At 49.4% G+C, this 21374-nt stretch carries 17 protein-coding genes and 1 pseudogene; 6 read left to right on the forward strand and 12 right to left on the reverse strand.

Annotation, left to right across the window (positions count from 1 at the left end):
- The first annotated feature begins 131 nt into the window (after positions 1–131).
- The 3 genes from BLQ17_RS15505 to BLQ17_RS15515 all read left to right on the forward strand — a co-directional run bounded on the left by BLQ17_RS15505 (position 132) and on the right by BLQ17_RS15515 (position 4230).
- Positions 132–2054, forward strand: coding sequence for a LysM peptidoglycan-binding domain-containing protein (locus tag BLQ17_RS15505; protein WP_176761264.1), 1923 nt, complete (start codon positions 132–134; stop codon positions 2052–2054).
- 264 nt (positions 2055–2318) lie between these two features.
- Entirely contained in the window at positions 2319–2687 is a 369-nt protein-coding gene (locus BLQ17_RS15510; protein WP_092224458.1) for a molybdenum cofactor biosynthesis protein MoaE, read from the forward strand.
- A gap of 127 nt (positions 2688–2814) precedes the next feature.
- Positions 2815–4230: a YihY/virulence factor BrkB family protein gene (locus BLQ17_RS15515; protein WP_092224460.1), complete on the forward strand. Its 1416-nt coding sequence runs from the start codon at positions 2815–2817 to the stop codon at positions 4228–4230.
- 52 nt (positions 4231–4282) lie between these two features.
- Here BLQ17_RS15515 and BLQ17_RS15520 read toward each other — a convergent pair whose 3' ends face one another.
- The 8 genes from BLQ17_RS15520 to BLQ17_RS15555 form a co-directional block, all read right to left on the reverse strand.
- Complete coding sequence (locus tag BLQ17_RS15520) at positions 4283–5302, reverse strand: ABC transporter ATP-binding protein (protein ID WP_092224462.1); 1020 nt, start codon at positions 5300–5302, stop codon at positions 4283–4285.
- Between the two features lie 26 nt (positions 5303–5328).
- The gene (locus tag BLQ17_RS15525) at positions 5329–6291 is read right to left on the reverse strand and encodes an ABC transporter ATP-binding protein (protein ID WP_092224464.1); all 963 of its coding nucleotides are present in this window, start codon (positions 6289–6291) and stop codon (positions 5329–5331) included.
- A gap of 3 nt (positions 6292–6294) precedes the next feature.
- On the reverse strand, positions 6295–7212 hold the full coding sequence (locus tag BLQ17_RS15530) for an ABC transporter permease (RefSeq protein WP_092224466.1): 918 nt from the start codon (positions 7210–7212) through the stop codon (positions 6295–6297).
- A 1-nt stretch (position 7213) separates the two neighbouring features.
- Positions 7214–8191: an ABC transporter permease gene (locus tag BLQ17_RS15535; protein WP_092224468.1), complete on the reverse strand. Its 978-nt coding sequence runs from the start codon at positions 8189–8191 to the stop codon at positions 7214–7216.
- A 93-nt stretch (positions 8192–8284) separates the two neighbouring features.
- Entirely contained in the window at positions 8285–9814 is a 1530-nt protein-coding gene (locus BLQ17_RS15540; RefSeq protein WP_342674191.1) for an ABC transporter substrate-binding protein, read from the reverse strand.
- Positions 9815–11515: 1701 nt separating this feature from the next.
- Entirely contained in the window at positions 11516–13060 is a 1545-nt protein-coding gene (locus tag BLQ17_RS15545) for an amidohydrolase (protein ID WP_092224471.1), read from the reverse strand.
- A gap of 121 nt (positions 13061–13181) precedes the next feature.
- Entirely contained in the window at positions 13182–14084 is a 903-nt protein-coding gene (aguB, locus tag BLQ17_RS15550; protein ID WP_245695181.1) for an N-carbamoylputrescine amidase, read from the reverse strand.
- Between the two features lie 152 nt (positions 14085–14236).
- A complete protein-coding gene (locus BLQ17_RS15555) occupies positions 14237–15646 on the reverse strand; it encodes a Na+/H+ antiporter NhaC family protein (RefSeq protein ID WP_092224473.1) in 1410 nt (469 codons plus the stop codon).
- A 465-nt stretch (positions 15647–16111) separates the two neighbouring features.
- Here BLQ17_RS15555 and BLQ17_RS15560 point away from each other — a divergent pair, with 465 nt between their 5' ends.
- A complete protein-coding gene (locus BLQ17_RS15560) occupies positions 16112–16567 on the forward strand; it encodes an Lrp/AsnC family transcriptional regulator (RefSeq protein WP_092224475.1) in 456 nt (151 codons plus the stop codon).
- Positions 16568–16616: 49 nt separating this feature from the next.
- On the opposite strand, the gene BLQ17_RS15565 is transcribed toward BLQ17_RS15560, so the two are convergent.
- Together BLQ17_RS15565 and BLQ17_RS15570 are read right to left on the reverse strand one after the other, a co-directional pair.
- Entirely contained in the window at positions 16617–17405 is a 789-nt protein-coding gene (locus tag BLQ17_RS15565; RefSeq protein ID WP_218121815.1) for an arylamine N-acetyltransferase family protein, read from the reverse strand.
- A gap of 200 nt (positions 17406–17605) precedes the next feature.
- A complete protein-coding gene (locus tag BLQ17_RS15570; protein WP_092224479.1) occupies positions 17606–18856 on the reverse strand; it encodes an acyl-CoA dehydrogenase family protein in 1251 nt (416 codons plus the stop codon).
- Positions 18857–19217: 361 nt separating this feature from the next.
- On the opposite strand from BLQ17_RS15570, the gene BLQ17_RS15575 reads away from it, so the two are divergent.
- Both BLQ17_RS15575 and BLQ17_RS15580 read left to right on the forward strand, forming a co-directional pair.
- Positions 19218–19433, forward strand: a complete 216-nt coding sequence (locus BLQ17_RS15575; protein ID WP_092224481.1) for a hypothetical protein — start codon at positions 19218–19220, stop codon at positions 19431–19433.
- A gap of 211 nt (positions 19434–19644) precedes the next feature.
- On the forward strand, positions 19645–19929 hold the full coding sequence (locus tag BLQ17_RS15580) for a hypothetical protein (protein WP_092224483.1): 285 nt from the start codon (positions 19645–19647) through the stop codon (positions 19927–19929).
- A 137-nt stretch (positions 19930–20066) separates the two neighbouring features.
- Here the strand turns inward: BLQ17_RS15580 and BLQ17_RS15585 are convergent, their stop codons facing one another.
- Together BLQ17_RS15585 and BLQ17_RS22685 are read right to left on the reverse strand one after the other, a co-directional pair.
- Entirely contained in the window at positions 20067–20234 is a 168-nt protein-coding gene (locus BLQ17_RS15585) for a YqaE/Pmp3 family membrane protein (protein ID WP_092224485.1), read from the reverse strand.
- Positions 20235–21147: 913 nt separating this feature from the next.
- A pseudogene (locus BLQ17_RS22685) lies at positions 21148–21374 on the reverse strand (transposase); the annotation flags it as partial.

Consider the following 21374-nt stretch of genomic DNA (forward strand, 5'->3'; position numbering starts at 1 on the left):
TGCTCATTCTCTCTTTATAAATTGATGTTATTATGATAAATGTATTTACTATGAGCCAGTTTTTCCAAGAGTCAATGCATATTTCTGCCATGCCCGGTCGCCAAGTATCTCAGACAACTACCCTCTGTTCGATGACAACCAGACCAGTCCGCTGGTTCATCCTGCTGGCAAGCACCATTTTGTTCCTTGTATTGCCGGGAACTCTTACCTGTTCAGCAGCCAGCAAACCATTCCCGCTCTATTACGCCATCGTTGACAACGTTAATTTCTGGGAAAAAATTTATTCGACCTACTCCCTGAACCAGGCTGTTATACATGATTCAGATGACTTATCAAAGGTCTACGGAGTAATATCGCTCGTTGACGACAAGACGCCAGGGGCATCCAAGATCAACTCCCAAAGGCAACAGCAGGCCATTGAAAACTACAGCAGAATGCTCACAAGGCTTGCGGGCGGATCTCCTGTCACTGGCGAAGAAAAACGTATCGCCGCTCTTTTCACCGGCCCGAACAGGTTACAGGAGTTGAGAAACGCCGCTAAAAATGTTCGCAGCCAGAGAGGCCAGAAAGAGCGGTTTCTCGAGGGGGTGGTAAAGTCAGGTGCCTTCTTAGAGGAAATAAGAGCCATATTCCGTTCTTACAACCTTCCCGAAGATCTTGCCTATCTTCCTCATGTAGAATCTTCTTTCAACACCAGGGCTTACTCGAAGTTCGGCGCAGCTGGCATGTGGCAGTTCACGAGAAGCACCGGTAAACTGTACATGATGATAAATTCAGAGGTGGACGAGCGCCTCGACCCGATTTTGGCAACCCACGCCGCAGCAAAATATCTGCGCAACAGTTATGAAAAACTTGGCACATGGCCGTTGGCCATCACCTCCTACAACTACGGCCTAGCCGGAATGTTAAGGGCCAGGGAAGACAAGGGCAGCTACTCCGAGATATACCGCAATTACCAGAAAGGGTACTTCAAGTTCGCTTCAAAAAATTTTTATTCGGAATTTCTCGCCGCCAGGATGGTTGCCGAGAAACTTGAAAAAAAATACAGACTGCACCGCCCCCAGAGGGTAACAACCTTCAAACTCCGAGGATTTGTCCACATCAACCAGCTGACCGACCATTTTCGAACAACCGTGGCAACGTTGCAAAGACTCAATCCGGCGCTCAGGGCTCCGGTCTTCGGCGGTGAAAAACTCGTCCCCGAAGGTTACACCCTCCGTCTGCCGAACGAACAAAGTACCGCCAAACTGATCAACTCCTTTCCTTCGTCTCGCTTCAAGTCGTCACAGAATCAGAATCTGTTTCACAGGGTAAAAAAAGGTGAGACCGCCGGCGCCATCGCCAGACAGTACGACATTAGCCTCAGTGATCTGCTGAGTGCCAACAATCTGGATCGATTTTCCACTATCTATATCCGCCAGAAACTGCGCATACCCCTTTCTCACGGCGGCATCGGCTTCGTCCCAGTGTCGCCTGTAGCTGTTCTCAACGCAAAACCCAAAATAGTGGCACTCAGCCCTCAGGGAGGTGCGCCGCCGGTTCTGACCGCTGCCAAGAAGAACAAGCCGACGTCCTGGCAAAGCACTGATTTTCTGCCGTCCAAAGACCCGACCATCTACAATGTATTCAACATTACCACCAGAGGTGATTTCAAGGTGGGACAAGTGGTCGTTCAGCCGGAAGAATCCCTGGAACTGTTTGCCCAATGGCTCAACACCGACATTGCCACCCTCACCAGAATGAGCAACCTGCCACGGGGGAGGCAGATAAGTCCCGGACAAAAAATACAACTTTTTTTCAACCACGTGAGCCCTGACAAATTTGAGGAAAAACGGCTCGATTTCCTCAACGAGACTGAAGAGGATTTTTTTTCGGCTTATACCGTAATCGGAAAGACAATGTACACCGTAGAGCCCGGAGACACCCTGTGGGATCTCTGTTACAATAAATTCGACATCCCCTTATGGCTGCTTGAGCGGTACAATTCGACAATCAACCTTGCCCAGCTCCGCCACAGCCAGGAACTCATCATTCCTCTTGTGCAGCAGCTGTAAAGAGGCCAGGATGAAAAATCGGCTCATTGACCATAAGCTGTGTTTTGCTGTTACCTTTTGTTTACATGAAGAAAAAAAGCGAATATGTTGACCATAACTTCATGCAACCACAACCAACCTCGATATTACATTGTCAGGCGGATTAACCGTCGAACCAGAACCTGTTTTCATAATAGAATCGAAGCCCGGTCGACACCGCCATCTGTATATCGGTAAATTCCTGCGCCATATGTATTACGCAGGCAACCCCCATCAGGAAACAAAATGGATATTACAAAAACCATACAAGAACTGAAAAAGCGTCCGGAATTCAAAGATAACGTCGGAATGATCCTGATTCATAACGGTGTTGTCAGAAACTGGTCGCGCAAGGACAGGGCCGGAGTGACAGCGCTCGAGGTAACGCCGGACCTCGACAAGATCGAAAAATTGCGCCAGGAATATCTGGCTAAAGAGGGCATCTTCGAAATAATTGTCAAAGCATACAGCGGCACTTTTCAGCCCGGCGACGATCTCCTGTTCATAATAGTTGCCGGCGACATTCGGGAAAACATTAAACCGGTACTGGCAGAACTGCTGGATCGCATTAAATCAGAAGCTGTAACAAAAAAGGAAATCTTTGCAGCAAGCTGACAGTGGTGCCATTGGCAGCATGCTCCTTGACCTACCACCAAAACCAGCGCCATAATCGCTGGGATCGGGGCGTTTTCACCAACACCAGGGGACGCCCCTCACCAACGTTGTTTTACAAGGCTTCATTATGACAAGGGAATCATTTAGTGCATGGCTCGACCTGGAGCCCGGAAACGGTTCAAAGCCAGAACGTCTGCTGCGATATCTGCTGCGTCTCGTCTGGATAACCGTCCGGCAGTTTGGTGAAAACAACCTCTCGCTACGTTCCGGAGCCCTGACCTACACTATCCTGCTCTCCCTGGTACCGATGCTGGCCATGAGCACTGCCATTGTCAAAGGGCTCGGCGGCGGCAACCAGTTGAGGGTGGCCGTCTACAGTTACATCGAAACCCTGGAAAATACCCAGACTTTTTCCCTCCCCGGTGTCAAGAACAACAACAGGGACGAGCAACTGCCGTCAGCGGAGGAAACCTCTGACAATTCCCTGACCAAACATCTCCGCTCGGCGGTGGACAAATTGTTCGGCTATGTGGAAAGAACCAATTTTACAACCCTGGGCACGTTCGGTGTGATCGGTATTCTGCTCAGTGTGTTGCTGGTATTCAACCATATAGAGAGTGCCATGAACGCTATCTGGAGGATAAATACCAGTAGACCGCTGATGAGGAAAATCGCCGACTACACCACCTTACTTATTCTTTTTCCCTTTTCCCTCAATGTAGCTTTTGCCGCCAGCGCATTTATAAAAAACCCGGCCCTGGCTTCCAAAATCGATATACTGATCCCTTTCAGCTGGCTCCAATCCCTGCTGCTCCAGGCGTTGCCGGTACTGTTCATCACGGTCTCGTTTTACGCGATCTACATTTTTTTTCCCAACACCAAGGTCAAAAGCTTACCCGCATCAGCGGGTGCCTTCCTGGCCGCTCTTCTCTGGTTCGGGGTTCAGAATATTTACATTTCCATGCAGATAGGAGTCGCCAAATACAACGCCATCTATGGCTCTTTCGCTACATTTCCATTATTCCTGGTATGGATCTACCTTGGCTGGATATTCATACTTGCCGGTGCCCAGCTGGCCTTCGCCCTGCAAAATCTGAAAACGTTCCGGATAATTCCCCGGGCTGATTCCCCGTCACTGCTGCTGGGCGCGGCATTCGACATCATGGACCATATTTACGGAAAACACGCATCCGGAGAATTCACCGACGTGGTGTCGATGTCAAGAAAACTCGATCAATATCCGGACAATGTGGTCCTGGATGTCGCCAACACCCTGATCGCAGGCGGCATTTTCCATATTTCATCAAGCGATCAGAGACTGTTGCCGGCAAACCAGGAATCGGGATATGATCCCGGCAAGGTGGTGCACCTTATTCTGGGCAAGGAAGCTCCCGGGACAGAGGGGGGAAAAAGAAGCCTTGCGGCAATTCGCAAGGCCGAAGAGTCAGCGGTAAGAGAGTACCGGCAGAAGCCAGGCGGCGACAGCGCCCCTGCAATCGATCCCGTCACGGCACCGGAAAAATCCCCCGGATCCCCAGAATAGCCAACTGCTGGCAACCCGAAGAGCACCGGACCTGAAAAAATCCGCAAGCGGGTCAGATCCTCTTTTCCTCCACCGCATGGCAGGCGACAATGGTGTTGCCGTCCCCTGCTCTCTGGGCGGGAATCTCGGACCGGCACCGGTCGTTGACGTACTTGCACCTGGTATGGAAAACACATCCGGCAGGCAGATTTATCGGGCTTGGAATATCCCCCTTTAATTTCTCATGGGAGAATTCGTGCCCCAGTTTCGGAATCGCCGACAGCAGAGCCTGGGTATATGGATGTGCGGGATTGTCAAAAAGCTGCTTTTTCGGAGCCATCTCACAAAGTGAACCAAGATACATCACCGCCACCACGTCTGATATATGCTCGACCACCGAGAGATCATGGCTGATGAAGAGATAGGTAAGGTCGCTTTTTTCCTGCAGATCCATCATCAGGTTGAGGATTTGGGCCTGAATCGAGACATCAAGCGCGGCTATTGGCTCATCGGCGACGATAAAATCGGGATCAAGGGCCAGCGCCCTGGCTATGGAGATGCGCTGACGCTGGCCGCCGGAAAACTCATGGGGAAAACGATCCTGCCAATCGGGATCTATACCCACCTTTGCCATGACCTCCGCCACCTTTTCCGCAACCTGACCCTCTTTGAGTTCCGGGCGATGAAAACGGATCGGCTCTCTCAAGGTTTTGCCGACCGTCATCCGCGGATTAAGAGAGGCATAAGGGTCCTGGAAGACCATCTGCATCCTTGTGCGGTAGTGCTTGAGTTTTGCATCCGACAGGTTGTCGATTCTCTTTCCCTGATAGAGAATCTCCCCGCTATTGGGCGGATAGAGTCCCATCACAGTTCTTGCAAGGGTTGACTTTCCGCAGCCCGACTCCCCCACTACGCTTACGGTCTGTCCCTTTTTAATGTCAAAGGAAATACCGTTCACTGCCTTTACGATGGACTGTTTCCTGGTGATGCGGCCATTGTCAAATTTTATCTGCTCTAGCCAGCCGCCCGAGATGTCAAAATGTTTGACTACGTTTCTGATGCTGACCAGTATTTCTGGATTGTTTGTTGTCATTGTTTTCACTTAACAGCTGATTCCGCTTATTCGACGAAGTGGCATGCCACCCGGATTCCATTTGTTTTTTCCAGTAGTTGCGGCCGTTTTTCCCGGCAGATATCGCCGACCAGGGAGCAGCGGTCGCTAAAAGGGCAGCCTGCGGGTATCTTGGCGAGCCCCGGCATGACACCCGGAATCTGGTTGAGCCGTTTTTCCGATCCGGCACGCTGGGGCAATGCGCCAAGCAGACCTACGGTGTATGGATGCTGCGGCTTATGTGCAACCGTGGCGGTGTCGCCAAGCTCGACTATGGTGCCGGCATACATGACGGCGATCCTCTGGGTCACCTGAGATACAACCGAGAGATCATGGGTGATGAGCATGAGCCCCATGTTGTCTGTTTTGCACAGCTCAAGCAGCAGATCCATGATCTCCGCCTGGATGGTAACGTCAAGGGCCGTGGTCGGCTCGTCGGCAATTATCAGGTCGGGGTTTGTCAGCAGTGAAATGGCGATAACTATACGCTGGCGCATGCCGCCGGAGAATTCATGGGGATATTGATTGAGCCGTTTTTCCGGAGAGGGAATGTACACCTTCTTGAGCTTTTCCACGCAGATCTCGTTGGCTTTGGCCTTGCTGACGTTCATATGGGCGAAAACCGTCTCGCGCATCTGCTCACCGATGGAAAGAACCGGGTTCAGGGTCATCATCGGGTCCTGAAAAATCATGGAAATCTGATTTCCCCGGATGGTTCGCATACGGTCATAGCTGTATTTGGAGATATCCTCACCCTTGAAGACAATTTGCCCCGAATCGATATAGCCGGGTTTTGAAATCAGGTTGATGATGGAAAACCCGAGTACCGACTTTCCCGCCCCGGATTCACCGACAACCCCGAGCCGTTCCCCTTTGTCTATGGAGATTGAGACGTCGTTTATGGCTCTCAAGGTCCGCTCCCGCAGGGCAAAGTCCACGTTGAGATTCTTTATTTTAAGAAGTTCCGACACGATTTATCCTTTATAAAGCTTGGGGTTGAGATAATCACGGACCCAGTCGCCCAGCAGATTGATAACAAGAATGAGCAGCACCAGGAGAATTCCTGGCAGAATGGTGATCCACCACGACCCTGAGAAGATGTATTCAAATCCTGCGGTGATAAGCGATCCCAGCGATGGTTTGGTCATGGGCATGCCAAGCCCCAGAAAAGAGAGGGCCGCCTCGCTCATAATGGCGTTGGCCACCTGGACCGTTGAAATAACCAGTACCGGCGAGAGGGTATTGGGCAAAATATGACGCCACATAATCCGTATATTGGAAAGCCCGATCACCCTGGCAGCCTCGACGTACTCCTTTTTTTTCTCGGCAAGTACCGATGCCCTTACCGTACGGGCATACTGGGGCCACTCTGCAAGCCCGATGATCAGTATCAAGAGAGGTGCGGCAATCTGCTCATAGTTGGCGACCCCGAACATCATCTGGAAAATGGCCCCGATGAAAATGGCTATCATATAGGTGGAAAACGACAGCTGGACGTCGGCAATACGCATCAGTATGGTGTCGAGTCGCTTGATATAGCCCGAAAGCAGCCCGATTACGATACCAAGAAAAGCCTGTAGGGCGACGGCTCCCAGACCGATAATAATCGAGATCCGCATTCCGTAGAGCATGGTGGAAAGCAGATCGCGGCCCATATCGTCGGTGCCGAGCAGAAACTTGGCAGTCCCCTCGGCGTTCCAGGCAGGCGGCAGCTCCGAATCCATGATATCAATTGTCGCCGGATTGTACGGATCATGGGGCGCAATAATCGGCGCGGCAAAAGAAGACACCACCAGCACCAGCAGGATCATAAAAGAGACGCAGGCGACGGGGTCGCGCAGGAAGTGGTAAATAAAGTCAGAGTTTTTTATTCGATTCCAAGTCGTTACCATGCTATTTTCTCCCGGTAACACGGACGACCGGATTGACCAGTCCGTAGATTATGTCGACAATGGTGTTGACCACAACGAAAATGGCTCCGACGACAACAATATAGGAAACCATGAGCGCGGTGTCGGCACGGGTCACCGATTCTATAAACATTGACCCCATCCCCTGCCACTGGAAAACCGTCTCGGTCAGAATGGTGAAAGCCACCATGATACCGAGCTGCACGCCGCCCACGGTAATAACCGGCAGAAGCGTGTTCTTGAAGGCATGGACATACCATACTCTTCGCGGTTTGATTCCTTTCGCCCAGGCGTATTTTACGTATTCAGATTCAAGCACCTCCATCATTTCTGAACGGATCAGCCTGATAAACAGCGGCAACATGATGGAGGATAAAGCTATGGAAGGCATGATAAGGTGCCTGAGACCTTCCTTGGTCAAAAGACCGCTGTCCCAGAAACCGAAGACAGTCACCGTCTCACCCCTGCCGAAAGAAGGCAGCCAGCCGAGTTCGACGGAGAAAATATAGATAAGCAGGATGGCTGTAAGAAACACCGGCATGGACACCCCGATAATCGATCCCCCCATGATCAGCCTGCTGAAAAGTTTTTTCGGATGAATGGCTGCGTAGATTCCCAGTGGAATCGACAGCCCGACAACGATGAGTGAAGCGCAGAAAACAAGTTCCAGGGTGGCGGGAGCTTTTGCGGCGATAACCTCGGTTACCGGTTTCTTGAAGAAGAAGGACCGGCCCAGATCTCCCTGGACGGCATTTTTCAAAAACCGGACGTACTGGACCATAAAGGGATCGTTGAGTCCCAGCTTTTCACGAATCTGAGCACGTTCCTCCGGGGTGACACGCTCCCCCACAAGCTCCCTTACCGGGTCGCCGAAGTTATGTTTGATGCCAAACCCTATGAAGCTTATTATGAGCATCACCAGGATGCCCTGAGCAATTCTTTTTACAGTAAATGCGAACATAGTCGTGTTCCGATAAAAGACAGGGCCAGCCTGCAGTAGTCTGCAGGCTGCCCCTGTAACAGGTTGCTTCCCAAAAACAGTTCCGGCTCCGGGTTACTTGATTACCAGATCGCCAAAGTAGGGGAAGTTCATTACGTTTACTATGTCCTGAGTGTTCATGTTGTTCTTGGACGCCCAGGAGAGATTCTGCCAGTGAAGCGGAATGAAGGCGGCCTCGTCATAGAGAATTTTTTCAACCTGTTGCAGCATCTCAGCGCGTTTGGCGATATCGGTTTCGGAACTGGAAGCAAGGGTCAGCTCGTCCACTTCCTTGCTGCAGTAGTTACCGGAGTTGTACTGACCACGTCCGGTTTCCTTGTCCGGGCACATGTAGAGATATTCAAAAAAGTTTGCGGAATCCTCGGTATCGGAATGCCAGCCTATCATCTGAATATCTGCTACCTGAGCGTCGAATTGGTCCCAATACTGGGCTTTGGGCATGGTCTTGAGGCTGATCTTGATACCTATCTTGCTCATCATGGCGACAAAAGCCTGGGCCAGTTTTTCGTCGTTGACATAACGATTGTTCGGCGCGATCATGGTCGCTTCAAATCCATTCTCGTAGCCTGCTTCCTTCATCAGCTCTTTTGCCTTGGCAACGTCGTAACGGGAACTCAGGGTCGGGTTGAACCCCTGGTATCCTTTCGGGGAGTTCTGTTCCGCGGCAGTGGCAAAACCTTTCATGATCTTTTTGACAACGCCATCGTTATTATAGGCATAAGCCATGGCAAGACGAACCTTGGGATCGGCAAATTCCGGACGACGCTTCTGGTTGAGCTGAAAAGTGATTATCCTTGAACCGGACATGGTAACCAGCTTGAGTCCTTCAGTGTTCTCTATCCGCTCAAGGTCTGCCGGAGGCACCGGCATAATGAAATCAACATCGCCTGAGAGCAGCGCGGCCACCCTGGTGGGTGCCTCGGAGATCGGGGTGAAAATGATCTCGGTCACGTTACCGGTATCCTTGTTCCAGTAATCGGCAAAACGATTAAATACGGTTTTCACTCCCTGTTCCCGCTCGACTACCATAAAAGGTCCGGTGCCGGATTCGTTGAAGTTGGCGAAAGAATAATCGGTCTTGAGGATCAGGTCCTTAGGCTTGCCGTTCTTTTCATCGGTTCCGGTGTAGAACTTGCTGTCCATCGGGAAGATGTAAGTGGCCATTGCCATAACCAGCCCATAAGGCTCCTTGGTGATCAGGTCAACGGTGTTGGCGTCAACAGCCTTAGCATCGGTGAAGTACTCGAAAAGCCCCTTGAAGTCGTCTGATTTTTTAAGACGGGCAAGAGTAAAAACAACGTCGTCGGCGGTGAATTCGTTACCGGAGTGGAATTTCACTCCCTTTCTCAGGTGAAACCGGGTAGTAGTATCGTTGACAACTTCCCATTTTTCCGCAAGTCGCGGTTCAAAGCTCCCATCGGGCGCCCATCGTACCAGCGGGTCAAACACCATATGAGAATATTGCAGCATACCTCCTGAAAGCTGCACATGGGGATCCAGGGAGACAGGATCCGCGTCCATTGCAAGTTTCAAGGTTTTGGCATGTGCCGCGACGGCAAAGCATAACAACAAAGCCGCCATCATTGCAAACGTACGCAAAATCTTTTTGTTCATTCTTTTTCTCCTCTTTTGTTTTGTGGTTTTACAGCTAGCTCCATTACTAAAGCACCGGCAGAAACCCCGCCGGAAACCTATTTTTCATGTGCTCGCCTACTTATATACGCTGCTCATTCACAGGTCAAGAGGTGATAATAGGCAATTACTTTGTTAGTAAGTTCCCGGCAGGCAGTTTTTTCCAAAAATCGTGTCTGCACATGTCTTAAAACAGCCAATAATTTTAAATTTTCAACACACCGCACGATATCCCTTCCCTTATATGGACGGTAGCCTGTCTACAGTCTTGACGAAAAAACACCAAGACAACCGGCGGCAACCACTACCGCAGACGTAAAGCTTGGATTGCGATCTCCGGTGTTACGATCAGCTGTGCATAATCTGAAAACAACGGCAGGTGTCATTCTCCTGACCTTATAAACGAAAGATCACCTTTTTCTCCATCTCTGTTGCAACAGGATCAACTACTTAATTTCTGTTATTAATCCGGTAACTTTCAAAGAGAAGTCTTTACCGGAATCACGACTAAACATTTCACAAAGCAACATGTTTTCAGCTACATAACACCATCCAAGATATTGGAAGCATAATTCTCACACACCAACTTTGTGGCCAAGAACGGTGATACTATTTTCATTTTCACCAAATAACAAACAGTGTTCTACAAAAAATTATATACGCAATGTATCATTGCATATATATTGGCAAAAACAAAAAACTATGCTACTCCATTTTTCTGTTTTATTATTCTATATTAATTTCTCATGGAATCTCTGTACATTTAAAGCAATGAATTCCGCGAGTCATCATCTTTACTTCTATTTATATCTTCACCCGATCAAGGAAATTCAACATACTCTTTTTCTATTTTCATAATTATCTATTACTTTTTATTTATGCATTTATCACTTCATCATATTAAACAAAAAACCACTTAAGCTAGAACACTTACCTGCTGATTCATATTTTATTAAAATATCACCACAAGTATGGATATACTTTTTACAGACACCACCAGCATAAAAATATTTTCTTTTTAAAAATCAAACATTTATCAACAAATAATAATCAAAACATTTCTACTCGTCCGCACTGTCATCGATATTGATCATGCCTCCATCGATTGTCAGCGTCAGCTCTATTCTTCGGGGATGCGACAGTGAGCATGTTGCTGACATGACCAAAGGATTTATCGAGAAAAATCGTTAAAGCCATGTAAAAACAGAGCAAGCCTGAAAATCTGGCAAAACTGCTCAGCGTATTATTTGTCTATCTGGAAAGTATGGATAGAATCTATTTTGATAATCGATACTATTATTAACCGATTGAACGTTCTGCGACAAAACCAATATTCCACATCACAACAATATCATCGCAATATCGTTCACATAATATCGCAGTGATCTGTCCTGTTTGCTTCCGGATCAGTAATATCTAATAACGAAACTGGAGGAACTAAAAAGAGTGTTTTTTAAAAAAAGGTTGAAAACCATCTGACAGACTCGCCCGCCCAAGCCACAGGCCGCTCTATTTTAACCATGCCGGCCCTTCACATCATGACGCTTTGGAACAACAGTGAAAGCTGTCCAATATATCTGTGTATTAAGCCCCCGCAACCGGGTGGCCACCGGTTGCAGGGGTGAAACAATTATCGATCAGATGGCCGGACAGTTATCGGCCGGTAAATTGCAACTGGCCGCTTACATACACCTCGTTTATTGCAATCGTTGCCAGTTCATTATCGGTACAGCTTAGCGGATCTTTGTCCAGAACGACCAGATCCGCTCTCATCCCCTCTCGGATTGTGCCTTTCTGTCGTTCTTCAAAACCAATCCATGCCGCGGAACTGGTGAACATCCGCAATGCTTCGGTCCGGGTAACACGCTGCCTGCTGTTAGGGTGGCTAACAGCAGCCCGTATCCCGTCCAGCGGGGAATATGGAGTTACCGGAGAGTCGGATCCTCCGGCGATTGTTATACCGCTATCGAGCAACGTTCGGTATGGATGGACCCGGTCGAGACGTTTTTCACCCAGTAACCTGCGATAGTGGCACATATCCTCTGCACCGATGAATGCCGGGATAAAAGCCGGCTGCATACAGGTTGTCACCCCCAGCCTGTTCATCCTTTCGATCTGACTCCAGGCGGGCAGTTCCAGATGCTCAATCCGGTGGCGATGATCCGATCGGGGACAATCCTCTAAAGCCAGCTCAACAGCATTAAGGACCTGCTCGATAGCCCGCTCCGACTCGCAATGAACCGAGATCTGCAGTCCTTCACGGTTGGCGTCCCTGACAAAAGAGTTCATCTTTTCCTGACTATATGTCAGCTCCCCGCAATTATCCGGGGCATCGGAATAGGGCTCGAATAATGCCGCGGTATGCGCTTCAAACGCTCCATCCACGCAGATGCACCCTCCTATCCGGGGCAGCCCAAGCTGTTTCGATTCGGCTATATCCATCGACTGGTTGTACCCCACAATCCTTACGGGAAGCGAGTGAGCCCGCTGCAGGATGAGCCCAGTTTCTCCTGGGCCGAAATCTCCGCCGTCCAGTGCGTGCAGTGTGGTTATTCCTTTTTTAAGGGCCATCAGGGCAGCGGTATCAATCGCCGAATTTTTCATTGCATCGGGCAGAAGCTTCGACATTTTCCCCAGAATATGGGTAACTATTGCCGGATCGCGGATCACCCCGGTAGGCCCATTTGCGTCCCGGTCCACCCCGTTGAGATTTTCCGGGATATCAAGAGCCTTCAAGCCTGCTGTATTAAAAGAGCAGAGATGTACCGTCGGATGAAGAAGGTAAACCGGATGATCGGCAACGGCGCGGTCCAGCTCGTATCGATCGGGCATCCGCTTTTCCCGCAGATTGACGTCGTTAAGCATACTTCCCCGGATCCATTCCCCTTTCCCGGCGTGATAAGCTGCTTCCCTGCATAGGCCAAGCACCTCGTCAATGGTTGCAGTAGAGCTCATATCGATCGCCGTTGCCAACAATCCGGTGAGCATCATATGCTGATGTGCGTCAATAAATCCTGGAAGGATGGTTTTTCCACCCATATCCACAGGTTCTACCCCCTGTTCGATCAAGGATTGAAAATCAGCTGTCCTGCCTGCCCGAACTATCCGGCTGCCTTCAATGTACAAGGCCTCCGCCCTCGGTGCTGCTTCATCCATGGTCAGGATCTTGGCATTGATAAATAGACGATTGTCATTCACATCAGAACTCCGAAAACGTTATCCTCCGATCCGGATAAACAAAGGAGGTAAAATGATTGCGACACACCTGTAACATCGCGTTGACAACTCCTGTTTAGCCAGGGAGTTGCCGATATTGAGGTCAGGTACCACCGTTAACACCTCGACCTTGACCGTCCAGGGTTAAAATCGGTGCGTACAAATGGGGCCGGCGATCCCTGAAAACGCCCCAGCCTTCACGGTATTTCCTGATACTGTCAAGATCAAAGGTATGGACGAGAATCTGCTCCTTGTCCCTTTCTGCTTCCTTGACCTTGGCACCGGTATGATCGGCAATAAACGATGAACCGTAAAAGGTAATGCTGGTGTTGTCATCGTTGGTTGCCGTCTCGACCCCGATGCGATTGGACGCTACCAGTGGCATAATATTGGCACCGGCGTGACCCTGCATTACCCGCTGCCAGTGACCGCAGCTGTTGACGGGCGGAGCCGGCAGAGGCTCGGAGCCAATGGCTGTCGGATACATCAGGATCTCGGCACCCATCAGCGCCATGCAACGAGCCGACTCGGGGAACCATTGATCCCAGCAGATCCCCACGCCGATAGCGGCATACTTGGTTTTCCACACCTTAAAACCGGTATCTCCCGGGTTGAAATAATGTTTTTCCTGATATCCAGGCCCATTGGGGATGTGTGTTTTTCTGTAAGTTCCAAGGATGGCGCCATCGGCGTCCACCACGGCTACAGAATTAAAAAACGCCCTGTTTGCCCGTTCGAACCAGCTGAAAGGAAGCACCACCTTCAATTCCCTGGCCAGTTGCTGAAATCTTCTGATACTGACATTGTCTTCCAGGGTGGTTGCCAGATCAAAATGCTTAGCCTGCTGTTCGATGCAAAAATAAGGGGTCTCAAAGAGCTCCTGGATAAGAATTATGTCGGCGCCCATATCGGCTGCCTGGCGAATTACCATTTCTGCCTTCTCCAGGTTTTTGGACAGATCCCATTCAATTGTCATCTGCGTTGCCGCAACTGTCACTTTTCTCACCGTTGTCCTCCAAAAACGTTTGCTTGCACAGCAGCATCAGCTTGATTGCCGGTCCATAGTCAGTTTGAACCGAAACAGGCTGGACCTGCCGTGCACCATCACCGATATTTTCATCTCTTGTGAAAAAATTGTTGTCTATCTCGCTTCACCCGTTAGCTCATAACCACTCCGGCAATGATGAAGAACAGTGTCGTCAACCCCGCCGACAAAACAGCATAAGGAAGCTGTGTCAGAGCATGGGCCATCGGAGAACACCCGCTTCCGGTTGCCGACAGGACCGTTGCGTCGCCGTAGAAACAGGCATGGCTGCCGAAAGCCCCGGCGGAAATTACCGCCCCTATCGCCAGCGGCATAGACACACCGATCGACTGAGCCAGAGGAACGACTATCGGCAGAGCGACCGCATAGACCCCCCAGAAGGAACCGGTGGCAAACGTTACCAGGGACAGCGACACAAAGGCGACCGCAGGCAGCAGGGCAGGCCCCATAAACGGCTTGACCGTCTCGATGATATAGTTCGTCAGCCCCAGACCGTCATTCACCTCTTTGAGCATGAAAGAAGTGACCACTATCGCAAGGGGCGGAATCATCGTGGTAAACCCGCTGATGCAGGTGTCAAACAGCTCGTTTAACGACATCAGTTTCTGGACGGCAAAAAGAATGATCGCTACAGTGGTCGCAATCAAGACACCTTTAAAAGCATCAATATCAAAGTAAACGGTAAAGAAGATGAGTACCGCGATGGGAATCAGGAAATTGTATAGCTTGGGACACTCCAGTGCCTTGGAAGCAATATCGCCGGACAGAGGCACTTCGCCATCACTGAAATGAAGATCCTGGTCCAACCCGCCTGACTGAAGGCTTTCAGTCAGATTATCAGGATTACCATTGAGCGCGTTGAGTTCAGCTTTTTTCATTTGCCCGAGATTGGGAATAACCCCAAGGGACACCAGAGGAACCAAAAGCACGGCAACCCAGGCGTAAATCATGCACGGTATGGTGCTGACATAAAGACTCAACCCTTCTCCCTGCCCGCTTGCTCCGGTAGATTCAAGAAGTCCCGCCACAAAAATCGCCCAGGTGGAAAACGGCAACAATACACAGACAGGTGCTGCCGTGGAGTCAACGACATACGCCAGCATTTCCCTCGAAATCTTAAAGCGGTCGGTAACTTTCTTCATGGCCGAGCTCACCGTCAGCGCATTAAGGTAATCATCTATAAATATGACGAGTCCAAGAATCCAGGTTGCAAACAGGGCGCTCCTGCGACTTTTGACGAACCGGACGATAAAAGAGCCAAAAGCCAATGCTCCGCCGGATTTTACCAGCAACGCGATAAGACTGCCGAACAGACCGCAGACTAAAATGATCCACCCAATGGTCGGATCGCCCATAACCTTAAGGGCTGCATCGGAAAAACCGCTGAAGAAATCATCTTTTTTCCAGATAACAAAACCGACCAGAGTTCCACCGATCAGCGCTTCAAGAGTACGCTTGGTCACCAAGGCCAGGACGAGTACAGAAAGTGCGGGGATCAGACTTATAACTCCGTAGTGTTCCATAGAAATCTCCTGTTTTATTGTAATCAGCTCACCGCAGGCACACAGCAAACCGTTACCTTGCTAAACCGTTTATGTCCGGAAATGCCCCTAACATTCCAGGCAGTGCGGCGTGATCTTCATCCAGAAATTAACCATGGTTATATATTAGCCAAAAGATATCCTCATACATAACGAATGTCAATAATTATGTTCGATTCAAATAACTGTATTTGCATTATTTAACGAATATCGTCAACTAAACCATTGCCAGAAACAGATAATTTGGGACAGCTAAAATTCACATCGCAGGAGCAGAGGATAAAAACCGAATTCGTGGCCCAGACCAACAGGTCACTTTTTTCATATATTTTCAGAAAATTAAGCAGATATTCCAGTACCAGGATTCTTCTTTCTCAAAAGAGAAGTGCTTGCACAAACCAAAAACTGCTGATACGATATTCGTGAAAAAAAAATGGAGAAAAAACGATGAACGAGCGGAATCATGCGCGCCAGAAGATAGATGACCTCGATCTTGAAATAATCAATCTCCTGGAACAGGACGGACGCCAACCCAATACGGAACTTGCAAAAAAATTAAACAGCTCAGAAGCAACAATCCGGAAACGCATCAAAAGATTGATTGATGAAGGATTTATAAGGGTCATTGCTGTCCGCAACAGATCGATGCTTGGATACTGGACGGACGGTAATATCAGGCTGACGGTGGATACCAGAAAAACGAAGGAGATCATTGAGGAGCTGCGCTCGTTGAAGGGACTGTGGTATATCGCACACCTGACCGGAGCCGCAGATTTCGACCTGGAATTCAGCGTACGTTCGCAAAGTCAACTCAAGACACTTCTGGAAGAAGTTAACGCAATTGACGGTGTCCTGCGCACCGAGGTGAGCATTCGTCTGGAACTTATAAAACAATCCCTCTAATGGCACCTTTGCCACGGCGTAACCACATGGGTTTTCCCTGTCGCATATCCTAGAATGCGATGTCTTCCTCCAGCTGTCCCTGCATGCACCGCCCGGATAAAACGTCGTGGGACACATCGAGATCGATACCGAAATACGTTTTCAGCGCATCGAGATACGCTTGTCCCGGACCAAGCTCGCAAACCTGTTGCTTCCGGCCGCTGATTATCTTAAGGCTCCGGTTGCATAGCGAGACCCGTCCGTCAGATGATGGGAGAGCTGCGACGCAGGTGAAGGTAAAAAACGAGTCGGGATGAGTCGAAGTGTAATGATTGCCGTAGGCAATGTCTTTGGGCCAGACAAGCTCCAGATCAAGACTGTAGAGATCCTGCCACAGGTCGTTTTTTTTGGTCTGCAGCATAATGCCGAAAGGTTCCGCATCGATCAGGCGAAACATCTGTCCGTCGAGAGTTACGGAGCACCCGGTTGCCAACGGCACCGGCGCAGGAAGATGGGGGGCACCGAACCCGACATCGACAAGCCAACTCTTTTTTCCGATGGTAACAAGTGAAACCTGATGCCCCCGCCCCATCGGTATCCCGTTTTGATGAACCCTCGCCAGAAGCGGTCTTGCATCGAAGCCGAAATAGCCAAGAGCCATAAGGAAAAGGCCGTTCAGCTCAAAACAGTAACCTCCCCGCGGCCTGCGGACAAGTTTGTCGAAAAGTGCTCCGGGCTCAAGCGATATCCCCCGCCCTAGAATAATGTCAAAGTTCTCAAACGGGATCGTACCTACCTGGGCCCGATGCAAAAGTTCGAGTCCGTCGTAGTTACTCTTTACGCTTCCGCTATACTTCACACGGTGAAGATATCTCCCGGGGTCAAACATGTTGCGGTCCATTGTTACCTTTTATCGTATGTTGTCTCCCACAGGCACCCCGGATCAGGATTTTGCCAATCTTCTGTTACAAAGACAAGAAAAGATCCTGGATGAAATCAATCTCACCTGAGTGAAGTGACAAAAAACCCGCACCCTGGGCAGTGACAGTTGGTCCGGCGCTATTCGTAAACCTTTTCTTCAATATGATGGGCATTGACTGAGTCCGCCTCAACATCGCGCACCCCGGACCGAGAAAGAGCGTCCTGATACTCTTTGTACCATTCGGTCTGGATGATGAGCTGCATAATCTCGTTGGTCCCCACCCAGATCATCGACAGCCTGATATCACGCAGAATCCGTTCCAGGGGGTAGACATTAGTATAGCCGATGCCGCCGACCACCTGCATGCATTTGTTAACAACCTCCCAGGCGGCTTCACTGGTAAACTTTTTCGATTGCGAAATCATCCTGCGAATCCGACCGGGGCCTGTCTGGCCGCTGTCAACGGCAAGACAGGTACTGTAGACAAGTGCCCGCGCCGTATCCAGCAGCGAGGCACAATCTGCAACTTTAAATCCGACGGCCTGGAAATTCTCGATCGTCCGGCCAAAAGCTTTACGGCGGGAAGTATAGCCAGTTGCGATCTCAAGTGCAGGCCGCACAGCACCGATGGTCATCGCTGCGGTCCCCAGCCGTTCCGGGATCATCATATGCTGGAACACGTCGACACCCCCGTTTATTCCATTGAGCGCAAAACGTTCAGGCACATGAACATCTTTGAGCGACAATCGCCCTGCACCACCTCCCCGAACCCCCATCAGACCGTAGATATATTGTGTTTCCACCCCCCCGGCATCTCTTGGAACCATAAAGGTGGATAACCGTCGGTGCGGAGGTGCACCGGGATCGGTCACGGCGTAAATCAAAAACCAGTCGGCTCCTTCGGCCCCCACTATAAAACGCTTATGACCGTTAATGACCCACTCATCTCCTTTTTTCACCGCTTTGGTCGTGGTCCCGAAAAAATCGGAGCCACCCCTGGGTTCGGTCAGCCCCTCTGCAGCATACAGATCTCCTTTGAGCAGGGGAACAACAATCTCCTGCTTGAGCTCTTCGGAGCCAAAATTGACGATAGCATCACAGACAATATCAGCACCAACGCCCCAGAGACAAGCCAGGGAGTAACTGGCCACCCCGATCTCTTCGGCCACAATTGCATTGTCAACCCAGCCGAGCCCCCGGCCCCCGTATTCCCGCGGAATCCTTATACCTAAGAGATTTCTTTTTCCGGCTTCCTTGAGGTACCCGTGAGGAAACTGGATCTTCTCCGCATCCATGTCCAGGATCATTTCCCTGGGAACCCACCTGGTAAAAGCCCTGGCCTCATCACGAAGCCTTTCCTGCGTCTTGGTCATGACAAAATCAAACATACGGTCCCTCCACTCTATAGAGTTGTCTGGTCACCCTCCTGCCGGTCCTGGCCCGAACCGGCAGACAACTTGGTCGATACCGCAGCCTACAACTCATTTTACCATGGTGGTGGTTCGGCAACAACAGATCCCGGCATGCGATATGGCCGCACGTCCTGTACAAGCCACTGACAGTAACTCCCTGTAGCGGACCCCTCCGACCACGATTTCGACCCGCATTTACATGCGGAACAAATCCGGCAATACCGTCTCGTATTGTGGTTTTTTACTATGATATGATTAAAGAAATCACACGATACAGAAGGGACATTACACCACCGTTTTACAATATTTTTCAACTGGCTATAAAAAAGGAGCCGAAATGATTGTTGAAGCCGAAGTAATAGCGATACAATTTGCAATTCTTGCCTTAATTAAAGCCCATCCGGACAAGCAAAGACTGCTCAAGGAATATGAACTGTTGACAACAAGCGTTCAGTTGCAGACGATCGCTTCCGGCGACGGCATCGTAACGCCTGAACCGATCCGTCGCGCCCTTGACAGGTTTCGTTCGCAGATAGCTGAAGGGATAGAATAGGGATATCAGCACGTTTACTAAACGTTCATCCGCCGGCAACGACTTCCCCCCTGCTCAGAACAGGTGGCAACAGCGGGTTGACCTAAACGATAGGCTGATGCCGGGTGGATCTGCCTGAATCCACCGCCCGCCCTGCGGCGTTGACCCGCAAGAAGGTCTTCACGTATAATTAAAGAAAAACCATGTCTTCAACCTGACAGGAGGACCAATCATGAAAGAGAGATTATGCCAGATGCCTTCTGAATATGCCGACCAGCCCACCGTAACCATCACTCTGGAGATACCCGCCAAGCTATTGGAAGAAGTTAAGGAAGCAGCCGTCCTGGACGAAACGGATTATAAGCAGATCATCAACTGCTATATACAGCAGGGGTTAAGTGAAAGCCGTTCAGAGGTCAAGCGCATGAAATTTGAAGAGCATGCCAAAGAGATTTTAACCAGGCACGGTGTCGACTCCACTGCTGTTGATGAAATTTTGCACAAGGTACAGTTCTGAACATTACCGTCAAACGAAATTACAGCTGTTCGTCGAGGTACCAAAAGACAATGTACGCCAGAAATTTAAAGGTATTGCCACCGGTTTGCGAGACACAGCTTCACGGGAAGTCGAGTCCAAGCGAGTCCATGATCGCCCTATGATTTATTTTTCACAATCAGCCAGATAGCATGAATCATCCCTGGTATCACCCCTAATATGGTGAACAAAATATTTAACCAGAAATGCATCCCCAGACCAACCTGCAAAAAAGCCGCTACCGGCGGAAATAATAGCGCACATATTATTTTTATGATGTCTTTCATCTCTTTACCTACCAAATATTTTGTCAGAGTTTCTCTTATCACCTTATCTTATCACACTGCAGCAGGTACAACCATATTACCGAGGGTAACCTCTCCTCTCCCCCTATTGGATACTCCCCGCATTATTGGCGGTGCATAAAAGCAGAAGAGATTACCAGTTAACTAAAATCATTGGACAGAAAACTTCTTTTCAAGAAAGGTGCGTATACTTTTCCGGGAGGGAGGACAGCCCCGTATGGCTTTGTTACCTTCAGATACAGTGCAGATTCCGATGCCTCTCTGGGTTAGAGAGAGGCTCTTGCCCTTTAAATCCTGACCTATACATAAAGTTGGGAGGGACCGTGTCACTATCTTCGGTTTTTCCTTCCGGATCTTTCTAAGAGCAGATGAAAGATTTGTAAAACAAGAGGAACAGGCTGATCTCTGGTCTACGATTGAGTCGTTCCAAGTTTTTATTTCATTATGACCATGGTGGTGAGACATTTTCTCATTCGCAAAACCATCAATATTTATTTTTCTTCGTCAGAAGTATGGCTGAATTATACAGACAATGTAAATATAGTCTGGTATCACGGGCCGAATTCGATAGAGAACAACAGGTCAATCCTGAAACGCTCACAGACGTCCAACGCGCAGGGCGATATTTATTCCTCCAAAAGTCAGCTTTCGGTCAGCTATTCCCGTTTTAGCGACTTATTCGCCAAAGACGCAACTCTTCATGAGGTATCAGAGGTTGTCATGATGAATTTTAAAGGAGCAAGGCTTTAATCTACGATTTATCCGGAGATGAAGTCTTTTTTTTCCTAAAATTGACTGTTTCTTGGGCACATCAATCCATTTTCCCATGGAAATATGATTTTTTCATGGGGCTTTGATCTTTGAAACAACGTCTTTGGGGTTGAGCAAGAAGCCATTACGTTTTGAAAGCCTCCTTGCTGCCAAAAACTATTATCCGCAGGACTCTCTCCATGGAATCTACCTCAAATAACTGCATGGTAGAGCGGATGAGTTCCCAAAGGGTTCTTTTTATCCTTCCCTTTACAAGTGCAGCCTGAAACAGCCAGCAACTCAACTGCTGTGCCTGGTCGACAAGGAAAGCCAGCATCATCAGAATGGTGAAAATTCCACTGAGGTTTTTCT

The sequence above is a fragment of the Desulforhopalus singaporensis genome, assembly GCF_900104445.1.
In the GTDB taxonomy this organism is placed as follows: domain Bacteria; phylum Desulfobacterota; class Desulfobulbia; order Desulfobulbales; family Desulfocapsaceae; genus Desulforhopalus_A; species Desulforhopalus_A singaporensis.